At 70.4% G+C, this 12,791-nt stretch carries 14 protein-coding genes; 5 read left to right on the forward strand and 9 right to left on the reverse strand.

Going from position 1 to position 12,791, the window contains the following annotated elements; translation table 11 throughout:
• Positions 1-7: 7 nt before the first annotated feature.
• Entirely contained in the window at positions 8-763 is a 756-nt protein-coding gene (locus EY822_RS14265) for an SDR family NAD(P)-dependent oxidoreductase (RefSeq protein WP_150309121.1), read from the reverse strand.
• Between the two features lie 122 nt (positions 764-885).
• Between EY822_RS14265 and EY822_RS14270 the strand changes: the two genes are divergently transcribed.
• The 3 genes from EY822_RS14270 to EY822_RS14280 all read left to right on the forward strand — a co-directional run bounded on the left by EY822_RS14270 (position 886) and on the right by EY822_RS14280 (position 2,772).
• Positions 886-1,836, forward strand: a complete 951-nt coding sequence (locus EY822_RS14270) for a nucleoside hydrolase (RefSeq protein WP_150309122.1) — start codon at positions 886-888, stop codon at positions 1,834-1,836.
• Positions 1,837-1,890: 54 nt separating this feature from the next.
• On the forward strand, positions 1,891-2,373 hold the full coding sequence (locus EY822_RS14275) for a glutathione peroxidase (protein ID WP_150309123.1): 483 nt from the start codon (positions 1,891-1,893) through the stop codon (positions 2,371-2,373).
• A 96-nt stretch (positions 2,374-2,469) separates the two neighbouring features.
• Positions 2,470-2,772, forward strand: coding sequence for a putative quinol monooxygenase (locus EY822_RS14280; RefSeq protein WP_150309124.1), 303 nt, complete (start codon positions 2,470-2,472; stop codon positions 2,770-2,772).
• 7 nt (positions 2,773-2,779) lie between these two features.
• Here EY822_RS14280 and EY822_RS14285 read toward each other — a convergent pair whose 3' ends face one another.
• Together EY822_RS14285 and EY822_RS14290 are read right to left on the reverse strand one after the other, a co-directional pair.
• Positions 2,780-4,141, reverse strand: a complete 1,362-nt coding sequence (locus EY822_RS14285) for a signal peptidase I (protein ID WP_150309125.1) — start codon at positions 4,139-4,141, stop codon at positions 2,780-2,782.
• A 23-nt stretch (positions 4,142-4,164) separates the two neighbouring features.
• Complete coding sequence (locus EY822_RS14290; protein WP_150309126.1) at positions 4,165-4,794, reverse strand: hypothetical protein; 630 nt, start codon at positions 4,792-4,794, stop codon at positions 4,165-4,167.
• Between the two features lie 455 nt (positions 4,795-5,249).
• Between EY822_RS14290 and EY822_RS14295 the strand changes: the two genes are divergently transcribed.
• Entirely contained in the window at positions 5,250-5,759 is a 510-nt protein-coding gene (locus tag EY822_RS14295) for an SRPBCC domain-containing protein (RefSeq protein ID WP_227497368.1), read from the forward strand.
• A 131-nt stretch (positions 5,760-5,890) separates the two neighbouring features.
• Here the strand turns inward: EY822_RS14295 and EY822_RS14300 are convergent, their stop codons facing one another.
• Together EY822_RS14300 and EY822_RS14305 are read right to left on the reverse strand one after the other, a co-directional pair.
• The gene (locus EY822_RS14300; RefSeq protein ID WP_227497369.1) at positions 5,891-6,826 is read right to left on the reverse strand and encodes a TetR/AcrR family transcriptional regulator; all 936 of its coding nucleotides are present in this window, start codon (positions 6,824-6,826) and stop codon (positions 5,891-5,893) included.
• A gap of 235 nt (positions 6,827-7,061) precedes the next feature.
• The gene (locus EY822_RS14305; RefSeq protein ID WP_150309129.1) at positions 7,062-7,640 is read right to left on the reverse strand and encodes a universal stress protein; all 579 of its coding nucleotides are present in this window, start codon (positions 7,638-7,640) and stop codon (positions 7,062-7,064) included.
• A gap of 49 nt (positions 7,641-7,689) precedes the next feature.
• Here EY822_RS14305 and EY822_RS14310 point away from each other — a divergent pair, with 49 nt between their 5' ends.
• Positions 7,690-8,736: an SGNH/GDSL hydrolase family protein gene (locus EY822_RS14310; RefSeq protein ID WP_227497370.1), complete on the forward strand. Its 1,047-nt coding sequence runs from the start codon at positions 7,690-7,692 to the stop codon at positions 8,734-8,736.
• Here EY822_RS14310 and EY822_RS14315 read toward each other — a convergent pair.
• From EY822_RS14315 to EY822_RS14330, 4 genes are all read right to left on the reverse strand, one after another.
• A complete protein-coding gene (locus EY822_RS14315; protein WP_227497371.1) occupies positions 8,733-9,407 on the reverse strand; it encodes a hypothetical protein in 675 nt (224 codons plus the stop codon). The genes EY822_RS14310 and EY822_RS14315 overlap by 4 nt on opposite strands.
• 106 nt (positions 9,408-9,513) lie before the next feature.
• Positions 9,514-10,359 (reverse strand): DUF3097 domain-containing protein, encoded by an 846-nt coding sequence (locus EY822_RS14320; RefSeq protein ID WP_150309131.1) that lies wholly within the window; start codon positions 10,357-10,359, stop codon positions 9,514-9,516.
• Positions 10,360-10,445: 86 nt separating this feature from the next.
• On the reverse strand, positions 10,446-11,813 hold the full coding sequence (locus EY822_RS14325) for a J domain-containing protein (protein ID WP_150309132.1): 1,368 nt from the start codon (positions 11,811-11,813) through the stop codon (positions 10,446-10,448).
• A gap of 107 nt (positions 11,814-11,920) precedes the next feature.
• Entirely contained in the window at positions 11,921-12,763 is an 843-nt protein-coding gene (locus tag EY822_RS14330) for an MSMEG_6728 family protein (protein ID WP_150309133.1), read from the reverse strand.
• Between the last annotated feature and the right edge of the window lie 28 nt (positions 12,764-12,791).

Genomic DNA, 12,791 nt, shown 5'->3' on the forward strand with positions numbered 1-12,791 from the left:
CGCTCGATCACAGCGTCGTCATACCGCCGTCGACGCGGAAGAGGCTCCCGGTGGCGTACGACGCGTCGTCGCTGGCGAGGAACACCATGACACCCTCCACGTCGGCCGGCGTGCCCGGACGGCCGAGGGGGATGCGCGACACGATGGCCGCACGCGCCGCGTCATCGCTCGAGATGGTGGTCACGAGCGGTGTCTCCGTGTACCCCGGTACGACGGTGTTCACCCGGATGTTCTCGGTCGCGTAGGCGGCCGCCACGGTGCGGGCGAGGCCGTGAATGCCCGCCTTCGACGTGCTGTAGGCGGTGAAGTCGGCGCCTTCGCCGTTCAGCCCGGTCGGGCTGCCGGTGAGGATGATCGACCCTCCCCGCCCCCGCATGGCGCGGACCGCGTGCTTGACCGTGAGGAAGGTGCCGGTGAGGTTCACGTCGATCGTGCGTCGCCAGGTGTCGAGGTCGAGGTCGGCGATGCGGGCGTCCGCCCCGAACAGCTGCACGGCGGCGTTGGCGACCACCACGTCGAGGGTGTGGCCCTCGGCTGATGCGCGCTCGAACGCGGCGCGAACGCTCGACTCGTCGGTGATGTCGATGGTCAAGGCGACCGCGCCGTCCCCGGTCTCGGCCGCGGCGCGCGCCGCACCCTCGGCGTCCCTGTCGGCGAACAGCACCGTTGCGCCCTCGGCCACGAAGCGCTTGGCCACGGCGAAGCCGATGCCCGACGCCGCTCCGGTCACGAGTGCGGTCTTGCCAGAGAGCCTCTGAGACATACGAGAATCCATTCGTCCGGGGCGGGCGCACGCGGCCCGCCGAGCATCCGCGAGTCTATCCGGCCAACCGGTTGTGCGATAGGTCGACCGTGCATACTGGGACGCGACGATCCGGAGGACCCATGGCCTTTCCCCACATCGCCCACCGTGCCCGGGTGATCATCGACAACGACTTCTCCGGCGATCCGGACGGGCTGGTCCAGCTGGCTCACTCCCTTCTCTCGCCATCGGTGGACATCCGTGCCGTGATCGGGTCGCATCTTCGCCCGGGCGACCCGTTCGACCCGAGCGATCGCACCGCCGACAACGCGGCCGCCGCAGCAACGGAGGTGATCGAGACGCTGGGGATCGGAACCGCCGCGCCGGTCATCGCCGGGTCCAACGTGGCGCTTCCCGACGCCCGCACGCCGCACCGGTCCGCCGGAGCGCTCGCGATCGTGGCCGAGGCGATGCGGGACAGCGACCTCCCGCTCTACGTCGCGTGCGGTGCCGGTCTCACCGAGGTGGCGAGCGCCTGCCTGATCGAGCCGCGGATCGCCGACCGGATGACGGTGGTATGGATCGGCGGGCAGGAGGATCCCGCACTCGCGACTCCCCCGCCCAACGCCTCGGCGGTGGAGTACAACCTGGCCATTGACATCGCTGCCGCGCGGATGGTGTTCTCGGACTCGACGGTGCCGATCTGGCAGGTCCCGAGGAACGCCTACCGGCAGACGCTGCTCTCGTCCGCCGAATTGACGGTGCGGGTGCGCCCGCACGGCCCGATCGGCACGCTCCTCGCCGACCGGATCGATGCGGTCGGCGACATGGCGAGCGCTCACGGGGTGGAGCTCGGCGAGACCTACATCATGGGCGACAGCCCGCTGGTGCTGCTCACCGCACTGCAGTCGGCGTTCGAGGCCGACCCGTCGTCGAGCGCGTATGCGATCCGCCCGGCGCCGCGCATCCTCGCCGATGGCACGGCCGAGTTCGACGGCACGGGCCGGCCGATCCGCGTCTACACCCGGCTCGACCTGCGTCTCATGTTCGAGGACTTCTTCGCGAAGCTGGTACTGCACTCCGCCCGCGCCTGATCCTCGACGTGTCACCGCAGGTCGGCGGGGCGAACCGGCGCCTAGACTCGGCCGATGGACCTCAGCGCGTTCGACCTCGTCACCGTGCACGGCACTCGCACGACTCTCGCCGATTTCACCGGCAAGGTCCTGCTCGTGGTCAACGTCGCATCGCGCTGCGGCTTCACGCCCCAGTACGAGAAGCTGGAGCAACTGCAGCGTCGTTACGGAGACCGCGGATTCAGCGTGATCGGCTTCCCGAGCAACCAGTTCCTGCAGGAGCTCGGCAGCGACGATGCCATCGCCGAGTACTGCTCCACGACGTGGGGCGTGACGTTCCCGATGTCCGAGCGAGTCCGCGTGAACGGGTCGTCCCGCCACCCGCTCTTCGCGGAGCTCACGAAGACACCGGATGCGACCGGTCGCGCGGGCAAGGTGCGGTGGAACTTCGAGAAGTTCCTGCTCACGCCCACGGGCGACGTCTTCCGATTCCGGTCGTCGACCGAACCCGATGCGCCGGAGATCGTCGAGCGGATCGAGGCCGCACTACCCTCCTAGGCAGCTCTCCGCTCGCAGGCGGTCAACGCGTCCGGATTCCCAGGCTGCTTGCGCTCGGGCATTGCCCCCCGGTGAATCGATCAGCACAATGAGCCCATGACCTTCGCGAATGTGGGCACCCTCGGCGCACTACCCGGGCGGCGCGACGACCTCGTAGCCATCCTTCTCGGGCCGATGCCGGAGCTCCGGACTTCCGGATGCCTGCTCTACGAGGTGGGCATCGACGACGGGTCACCCGACACGGTGTTCGTCGCCGAACTGTGGGAGTCGGAGGACGCCCATCGGTCGTCGCTCCAGCTCGACAGTGTGCGCGCCTCGATCGAGAAAGCCATGCCGCTGCTCTCGGGCGAGATGGGCGGCTTCTCGTTCGACGTCGTAGGATCGCCCCTTCGCGACTGACCGGCCCTCAGTCGGCCGGCGTCAGCACCGACACCGAGGTGTGGACGGACCCGTTGAAGGACACCACCCGCCCGGACAGGGAGACGCCGCGCAGCCGTGCGTCGCCGGAGACCAGATACGACCCTGCGGCGATGGTGTCCGTCGACGATGTGGTCGAACCGAGGGTCGCGGTCGTGCCGACCACCCACCACACGTTCTCGGCCCGGGCGCCGTTGACCAGCACGATCTGTGCTCGCGCGGCCATCGTCAGCGTCGACGCCGGGCGGAAGACGAACTGGGCCCCGGGGTCTCCCCGGGCGTCGAGCACGAGCCTGCCGGGCACGGAGAATGCGCCGGTGCTCGATGCATACACGCCGGCCGACAGGGTCCCGGAGAGGGTCGGAGCGATCGTCGCGGTGATGGCGCGGGTGTGCAGCGCCGATCGTGCCGCAGTTGCTGCCGCCATGGCGTTCCGTGCCGCCGCATTGGCGAGGTCGATGCGTCCGTCGATCTCGCGGGCCTTGTACCCGATGACGGTCGTGCCGGGCGTCGTGGCCACCGAGCCTCGAACGAAGCTGCCGTTGCCGAACCCGTTGTTGCTGTCATCCGTGATCGCGCTCGCCGCGATGATCCCGTATCCGGCCATGGATCCCACGGTCACCGGCGCCTGTGACCGCACCGACCATGAGGCGGACGCCCGGGTCTGTCCCGAGAACGCGGCATCGGCCGAGCCGTGCGGCAGCATGGGCAGAGCCATCGCGGCGACCACTGCGACGGTGGTCCCGAGGGCTATCCGGCCGACCCGCGACCGACGCGGCCACCACGGCCGTCCCGATCGGCCACCGGGTGCACGTCGAGCACCTGGAGCGTTCGACCTGCTCCCGCCCAGGGAGGAGCCGACGACGAGAAGCGCGATCGCCGTGGCCGAGGCCCAGATGGCGAACGCGAACAGGTTCCCCGTGCCGATCCACAAGCTCGGCAGTCCGATCGCGGGCACCAGTATTCGTGCCTGACCGGTGATGTCCTCCCGCGCGGGCGACCACGGGTCGACCTCCGGATTGGCGTCCCCCGCCGTGACGATGGTGTTGTCGTCTCCCACCGTGACCAGCCGGTGCACCACCTGGGTGTCGTCCACCAGGAAGGTGATGACCCGGCCGAGGGGAAGCGGAGCAGTGTCGGCCAGCTTCGACGTCAGGACGACGTCTCCCGCCGACATGTTCGGCTCCATCGACCCGGACTGCACCACCGAGCCGCTCCAGCCGAGCAGCCCAGGCAGGATCGCCATCGCGGTGAGCGTGGCGAGGAACATCAGGTACGACCTCGCGGACGACACGACGAGAAGCCCCGCCCAGCCGTCCCGCCAGAGGGAACGGCCGGACGGAGCGGTCACGGGCGGCTTCCGCACGGGTGCCGTTACTGGGCCGGGGTGGTGTTGCGGAACTCCCACACGAGGTCCGCGGTCATCGACGACCCCTGCAGGGCATCGATCTGCTGCTGCGTCATGCCCGTGGTGTCGAAAGTCCACGTCCCGCGGTACGAACGCGATTCGCCGCCCGCCTTACCGGTCGTGATCCAGGAGTGACCGCCGGACGCATAGTCATGCCGGGCCGCGGCGACCACGGAAACCGGGTACGCCGTCTCCTGCACTCCGGCATCGGGGACGAAGCCGGTGCAGTCGTTGAACGAACCGCCGGTGCCGGCTTCCAGCTTGTAGGTGATCCTCTCGGCGAGGCCGATCGCGGAGGGGGCGAGGTTCGTCACGTAGGACCGCACCTCGCCGGGCACGGTTGCGGTCGACGTGACGACGAGGCATTTCGTGCCGGTCTGTCCGGGAACCAGATTGGTGACGGAGTAGGCCGCGACGCCCCGGTCGTCATCGGTCAGAGTGACCGACCCGGTGGACCAGGAGTTGCCCGCGTTACGGGTGGTGGCGGTGAAGGCGGCGGATGACGCCTGCCAGACCATACCTCCGGCGAGGAGGATGGCCACCGGTGCGGCGGACAGACCGAGGACGGTGCGGATGCGAGCCGAGGGCTTCTTCATGAGTCACTTTCCGCACACCGGGGGTCGAACCGGTGTGCACGCGGTGGAAGCGCAGAGCATCGGTCGTGCGCGGTCATCCCGCACCACCGGTGCGGCGTCGCCGTCCTCGTGGCGCGATGACCAACCGTTACGTGACTCGACGAGCCGACGATCGGAAAGCATCCCCCGATGCGACTTCCGCTCTGTCGTGAGCGTCCGACGCATCCCCCGCCACACACGTTACGGATTCGTGAACCCGGTCGGCACCCCCAGTACGGGAGCGTGCCTTCGGGGGCGCGCGCCGCCCCCGCCGTCCATCAGCACAGCCCCCGGGGTTCCAGGCCCACTCATCACCCCGGTCACTCTTCCGCCCGGCGCGTCGGTGGTCGAGACTACGACTGAACCACGTCGCCTCCCTCAGCGGATGATTGCCCGAGTCGCGATGTGGGCGCACGATGACGAGGAAGGAGATTCCCATGACACCGTTACCCACCGGACGGATCGAGAACACGCCCGATGGTCCTGTACTGGCGCTCGATCGCCGATTCGTCGCGGCCCCGGACGACGTGTGGACGAGCCTCACCCACCCCGACTGGACCGCTCGCTGGGCGGGAAGGTGGTCGGGCGATCCCGCGTCCGGTTCGATCGAGATGAGCTGGACCGCCGAGGACGGCGCACCGACCGAGACCGTCCGTGTGCTGGAGTGCGCTCCACCCACCCGGCTGGCGGTGATCACCGGGAGTGAGGACGCCGGCCTGTGGCGGGTGACGGTGAACCTCACCGAGGAGGCCGGGACCACCACGCTCACCCTCCGTCATCTGCTCCGCAACGGCGTGATGCCGTCGACCGTGGGGGCGGGCTGGGAGTTCTACCTCGACCGGCTCGAGGCGGCGAGACAGCAGCGGGAGCCCGCGCCCTTCAGCGCATACGACGAACCGATGCTCGAGTACTACGTCGCGTTGGATGCGACCCTTCCGTCCGACTGAGGGGCGCAGTGCGCCGAGGGAACGGAGCGTTCGGCAGCCGAACGGTCGGGCGACGACCGCCGCTTCTTCGACGGCGCAGCGCCGAGCCCCAGGTCCGCCCGATGCTCGGGCCGCTCAGTCCGTCGGCCGGCTCAGATCCACCACTCGGCGGGAGACGTGGCCTCCGCGCTCAGCGAGTCCTGCGCCTCGCCGAGGGTCGGAAACGTGCCCACGAACTTGCCGTGCCTGCTGGTGGCGGAGTAGTTGCCCGCGATCTCCTCGACCATTCCGGCGAACTCGCCGTCCTGGCGACCGACCCACAGATCGCGTCGCACCGCCCCCCACGTCACCGCCGGCACCGCGGGCGGGGCGTCTTCGCCGGCGTCCTCCGCCGCGTTGACAGAGGACGCGTCGGCGTGCGAGCCCTCCGGGGTGGTCGTCGTGTCGTACTGCACGTCGAGGAAGCCCGCGTCGGGCAGACAGCCGTCGAACCAGTCGACGTCGGTGTGAGTCAGTTCCCGCGGAAGATCGTGCGAGCGGTGGCGGGCGATCAGGTCGCGCGCCATCTCCTTCGCCCGCGCCGCGGCGTCGCGGTCCCCTTCGACGGCGTTGACGATCGAGCCTTTCATCAGGATGTGCATGGAAAGCGCGAAGTCGTCGGCGTCCCGCAACTGCGCTTCGTCGGCCAGCGTCGCCACGAGACGGCGGATGGTGAGCAGGTGTCCGGCACTCGCCGCCCCCAGCGGGTGATCCTTCCCCATCTCGAGCAGCACACTGACGAAGGTGCACGCCTCGTAGTCGTCCCGGTGGAACCACTCCTCGAAGACGTCGAAGATCGCGAGGAGCCGTCCCTCCGGCGTGGTGCCCCGCGAGCGGGCACCCGCCACGACGACGCCGATGGTCCACTCCCGCTCCCGAAGCTCGAGGCATTCGGTTGCCAACGCATCTCTCGACGCGAACTCGCGCGAAAACTCCGACGAACTCACCCCCGCCGCGCGCTGCACGTCATCGATGGAGACGTCGCGGATGCCCCGGGAGACGAAGAGCGGATACGCGGCGGAAAGAATGCGATCGTGAAGGTCGGTCACGGTGGGGTCCTCGTGGTTGCGGGAGTCGCGAGCGGAGCGGGTCGATTGCTCGGAAAGGCGGGGACGAATGTTCGACATTCGTGTCGGCGCCGCACGGAGTGCGCGGCCCTCGAGGGTGGGCGTCGGAGCTGCTGTGCGTCGACGTCGGACACCCATGGTAGCAAGCGCTTCGCGGAAGTCGCCGGACCTGTGGACTATTCGAGCCCGCAATGGGACGGGAAGGACGGCGGGGTGGTCAGAGCGCATGTCCGTCAGCCCGTTCATTCCGGACGTCACCCTCGGGTCGCCCGCCTCGTTCCCGCCGCTCGTGCCGCTCATGCCGCTCGTGCCGCTCGTGCAGGATCAGCACCGGGCAGCGGGCGTACTGGGAGCAGGCGGAACTGACGGAACCGAGCATGAGGCCGACGAAACCTCCGTGCCCTCGACTGCCCACGATGAGGAGGTCGGCCCCCTCACTGGCGGTGATCAGCGCCTTCGCCGCGGGCCCCGACGCCACGGTGGACGACACCCACGCCGGCGGGGCTCCCCCGAACACCGTGTCCACGGCGGTCGCGATGATCTCCTCCGCGTCCTCCTCGGGAGTCCACGCCACCGTGGGGAACGCGTCCATCACCACTGGTGGATACTGCCAGGCGCTCACGACTTCGACTGTCGCGGCGAACGCGGGGGCCAGCAGGGCGGCTTGCCGGAGCGCATCGATGGAGGCGTCCGACCCGTCCACCCCGACCACGAATCGCCGGGTGAGCGGGCCGTCGAGCACCGCCGAGGCCGAGGGCACCAGCAGGGTTCCGGGGAAGGACGGCGCGACATCCATGCTTCCACCCTGCCGAGTGCACGTGCGCGAGGACAGGGCCGAAAGTCACATGCCGGAGCGTCGACTCGCGGCACGACTCACCGGCGAGTACGGTCGGCCCATGGAGTCGGGGCGGAACGGGCGGAGTCCGGCCCTCGTGGTGATCGCCATCGTCTCGGCACTGGTGGTTCTCGTCGGCGCGGCCGTGCTCCTGACGGGGCGTGGCGTCGAATCGCCGATTCCCCTCCCCGGCACGCCGACCGCGTCGCCGACCACGTCACCCACACCGACGGGTGCTCCCCTCCCCCTTCGCTATGGTGCGCTGGGCGATTCCTTCGCCGCCGGCCAGGGCGGAGGCGGGTCGACCGGTGTGTGCTACCGAAGCGATGCGGGATACCCGGCGCAACTCGATGGGTCCCGCGCCGGAACCGACGCGGGCGAAGGGTCCGCCGAGCCGGCCATCGACCTCGTGGTCGACGCCAGCTGTTCCGGTGCCACCACCGTCGACGTGCGGGCGGAGCAGGTGCCTCGACTGCCCGACGACACCGGCCTCGTCACCATCACCGTCGGGGGAAATGACCTGAATGCCGTCGGGGTAGCCGTCCTCTGCGCCGAAGCCCCGGCATCCCCAGAGTGCGATGCGTCGCTGGCCGCCGTGCGCGAACTGCTGAACTCCGGTGAGCTCACGGAGCGTCTCTCGGCCACGTTCGCCGACATCGCGATCGCTACCCCGGATGCGGCACTGGTGGTGACGGGATACCCGCTCCTGTTCGAGGCCCCGGCCCCCGATGATCCGTCCTTCGACGCCGTCGCCGCGCTGAACGAGACGACGGTGGCGCTGAATGACGCCATCCGCGCCGCGGTGGCACCGGCCGTCGCGTCCGGTCGTGCCGTGTGTTTCGTCGACGTGATCGGCGCCTTCACCGGCCACGGCATCGGCTCGGCTCAGCCGTTCGTGCTGGCCGATGGTCCCGACGCCTTCCATCCGAATGCAGCGGGTAACCGCGCCTACGCCGAAGTCATCCGCACGTCGCTTCCCTGCGCGGCCGCGGGTCAACGCCGAAGCGGCGGCCCCCTCGGGGGGCCGCCGCTGACGGAGGAGACGGGTGTCGACTAGGCGCCGAGACCGGCCTTGTCGACCTTGCGGTGGAAGCGCATGCCGGCCAGACCACCGAGGACCGCGCCGATGAGCGCCGCGGCAGCGACGATGACGGCGGTGATGATGCTCGCGGTGGTGAGGTCGCCCTCGTTAATTGGGATGCGCGGGAAGCTGTTCAGGTTCGCCAGGACGTTGAGGTTGCTTCCGGCGATGGCACCGACGATCGCGAAGATGATCGCGATGACGATGGCCCACAGCCACACGGCGAAGCCCTGCTTCGCTCCGTCGAATCGGGCCATGCGGCCGGCCACGTACCCACCGCAGTAGTAGGCGACGAACAGGATGACGATGAGCGCGATCGCGCCGATGAGGCTGACGGTTTCCGCGTTGGCGGCGGCGACGTCCGCGGCAGCGTCCGCGTCCTCGACGGCTCCGAGACCGATGGCGGCTCCGGCTCCGGCGACGAGTGCGGTCAGGATGACGGCGGTACCGGTGGCGGCCAGCCAGCCGAAGAACGCGGAACCGAACTTGATGCCGCCGAACTGCTCCTTCTCGCGCGCGACCACCGAGTGACGGTCATGCGCGGCGCCGGTCGTCTGCGGGGTGCCGACATCGCCGCGGCCCACGGGACGCGCGACGGAGTCGTCGGGGCGACCGACATTCCGGTCGTTGTTCTGGGGGGTGCTCATGGTGTGCCTTCCGTAGGAGCTGCTGTGGTGCTCCCCAGTCAAAGACCGCGCGCAGAGCGCGCCTAGGGGCTTGCATTCCGTTCGAAATCCGGTTGAGTGTCGGCTCTCATGCCGCGGTGACGAAGTCGATGAGCTCCTCCACGCGACCGAGCAGTGCCGGTTCGAGGTCCGCATAGGTCGACACGCGACCGAGGATGCGCTGCCATGCGCGAGCGATATCCGCCTGCGTGCCGTGCGGCCAGCCCAGCGCCTCGCAGATGCCGTGCTTCCACTCGATCGACCGGGGAACCACCGGCCACGCCGCGATTCCGAGCCGCTCCGGACGCACGGCCTGCCACACGTCCACGAACGGGTGCCCGACGACGAGCACGTTCGCGCCGTGGGGTCCGGAGCGGACGCGCTCGGCGATGCGACTCTCCTTCGACCCGGGCACCAGATGATCGACGAGCACACCGACCCGCCTCGTGGGAGTCGGGCCGAAGTCGGCGAGAAGCGACGCGAGATCGTCCACGCCGTCGAGGTACTCGACCACCACTCCCTCGATACGGAGGTCGTCTCCCCACACCTTCTCCACGAGTTCGGCGTCGTGCCGACCCTCCACGAAGATCCTGCTGGCGCGCGCCACCCGGGCGCGGGCCTCCGGAACGGCGAGCGACCCGGATGCCGTCCGCCCGGGCATCGCGCCCGCCGATGGCCGCCGGGTCGGCGCCACGAGGTCCACCGGCACGCCGTCGAGGAGGAAGCCGAGGCCGAGGGGGAACGCGCGAACGCGACCGTGCCGGTCCTCGAGGTGCACGGCGGAGTTCTCGACGTGCAGTACCGCTCCGCAGAAGCCCGTTCCCGCATCCTCGATCACGAGGTCCCGTTCCGCCTCGACCCGCTCGGCGGGCTTCCGGCGCGAGTTCTTCCAGTCGGTGGCCAGCACATCGGAGCCGTAGCGGTCGTCGTTCACCGGACCGAAGTTACCCGCTCGGGAAGGGATGGCGAGGCAGGCGCGCAGTGCAGCCGCACCGCACCGTCGGCCGCTCGCCCACGCGCTCAGACGAAGGGCACACTGCCGACGAGTCGCGACCGCGCGGCGAACACCTCGTCCCGGCTTCCCCGTTCGACCTCCGGGAGGCCCGAGCCGAGAACCGCCGCCAGCCGGGAACGGGCGACCAGGAACGCGGGAAGCGATCCGCCGCGCACCAGGCGGGCTCCCGACGCGCCGCCCGGGTCGCGGTCCACCACGAGCACGATCGCGGCGACGTCGGCTCCGAGCGCGCGCCCCAGGGTCCGGGCGCGCTTCTTCACCGCGTCGGCGACATGCTCCGCGGCGAGCCCCTCGGCCGTCCAGTCGCTCGCTCCGCCCGCCGAGCCCGAATCCACCACGAACAGACCCTGGAACCCGAGGACGAGATGATCGACCTTCTCGGCAGTGCCGGGCACGGCCACGTCGCTCCACACCGTGAAATCCGGTCCGAGGCTCAGCAGTTCACGGGCGGTCGCCTCCTCGGCACGGGCCCGCTCGAGCCAGAGGCGGATGTCGGCCGGCACGTCGCCCTGCGTCTCGTCGGCATAGGGTGCGGCGAGCACGCGCTCCCGCACGGGCCGGATGCGCGCGACATGCTCCTCGTACTGGCGCTGCAGCCCGGGATAGTCACGGAGGCGCTGTTCGTGCCGGAGAGCGTCCTCGGCCGATCGAGTCACCCGGGTCCGGCGGCCGGACTGCGCCGTGAAGGCGAGCATGCCGAGCGGCCAGGCGAGAGCCACCCCGACGACCGCGGCGATGCCCGCGATCAAGAGGGCGGACATCAGTGCGCCACCGTCGATCGACCCGGAAGCGAGAGCGGTGATCACCCACCAGCCGAACCCGAGAACGGCGGCCGCAGCCGGCACGAGCCAGAAGGCGCGCCGCACGTAGGGAGCGGGGCTCCAGCCCAGGGGCGGCGGTCCGTCGTAGACGAACGACCGCGCCGGAGGAGTCGGCGGCACCGGATCGGACAACCGTGTCCGCAGCAGATCGAGGTAGTGCTGACGTGCGCTGCCTCCCGGGTGCCCGAAGCTCCGCGCCGGCGTCGAGCGCGCCCGGGAGCGCGCGTCCCGCGCGGCGTCGTCCGAACTCGTCCACCCTCCCGACGACGACGGCGGCGGTGTGCGGCGGGGCGGCGCGGTGCCGGCCGCCCAGGCCGGATGCGGTGCTTCGGCGGATGACGCCAGGCCCGCGTCGTAGTCGGCGCGGGCGCTCGGGGCACCGATGTGCTCCCACGCCAGCTGCACCCGGTGGAACTGTTCCGCTGTCCCGCCGACATCGGGATGAGCCCGCCGGGCCAGCCGACGATAGGCGGTTCGGATATCGGCCGCCGAGGCCGTTCTCGGTACCCCCAGCACCTCGTATGCGGTCGGTTCGGGAGGGCGTTCAGGCACGTCGCGAGCCTATCGGCCGCCGCTGGACACCCGCTTCGCGCCCCGGCCGCCGCTCGGCACCCGCTTCGCGCCCCGGCCGCCGCTCGCCACCCGCTTCGCGCCTGGGCCTACGACTCGACGCGCACCGGGAACAGCACGCGGGGGTCCTGCAGCATCGCGGGGTACGGCATCGCGGATCGGGCGAGCACGCCGTCGAAGTCCACGGCGCGCGCCACGAACGGCGGTGTCTCATCGCCCGTCGACACGTCCCGGGGGTAGCCCGTGACGACCCCGGTGTGCAGTTCGGTGCCGGGCCCGGTGAGCACCGCGACACGATCACCCCGACGTATGCCGCTCGCGAAGTCGTCCAACTGGCCGCGCCACTTGCGCGAGACGGTTCCGCGCGGAGAGACCACCCCGAGACGCACCTCCCCCGTCGCCCGCCACTCGTCCATCTCGGCCTCGTCCCTCGCGCGCAGGATCCACAGCGTCGCGCCGGGCACCTCGTCGTCCTCGGCCGGCGACGGGTCCGGCCCGGGCCACAGGTAGGGCAGGTCGTCCGGCACGCCGGGGAACACCGGCCCGTAGATCTGCGGAGCTTTGCGCACCAGGTTGGACCGGTGACTCAGGTGCAGGTCCTCCCGCCCGATCCAGGAGGGCAGCCGCCCGGCGTTCCCGAGATCCCTCTGCGAGAGTCCGGCGACCTCCGGCGCGAACTCGAGCATCTGCGGGGCGGTGGAGTCCGCGTGGCCGCGATCGGTCCAGGCCTCGACCATGTCCAGGCCGTACCGGGTCAACGCCGGCACGTAGCCGCGCCACATCTGCACGGCGGGGTGCGCCTGCCACCCGTAGCCGGGGAGCACGAGGGCGCGCAGCACCTGCAGCGTCTCGACGCGCTGCTTGCCGAGTCGCGGGGAATCGAGCGCCTCGGCACTGCGCGAGAAACTCTCGAAGGGCAGGAAAGTCTGCATGCCTCAACCCTCGCAGACGATGGGGCGT

It is taken from the genome of Planctomonas psychrotolerans (genome assembly GCF_008642235.1).
Lineage (GTDB): Bacteria > Actinomycetota > Actinomycetes > Actinomycetales > Microbacteriaceae > Planctomonas > Planctomonas psychrotolerans.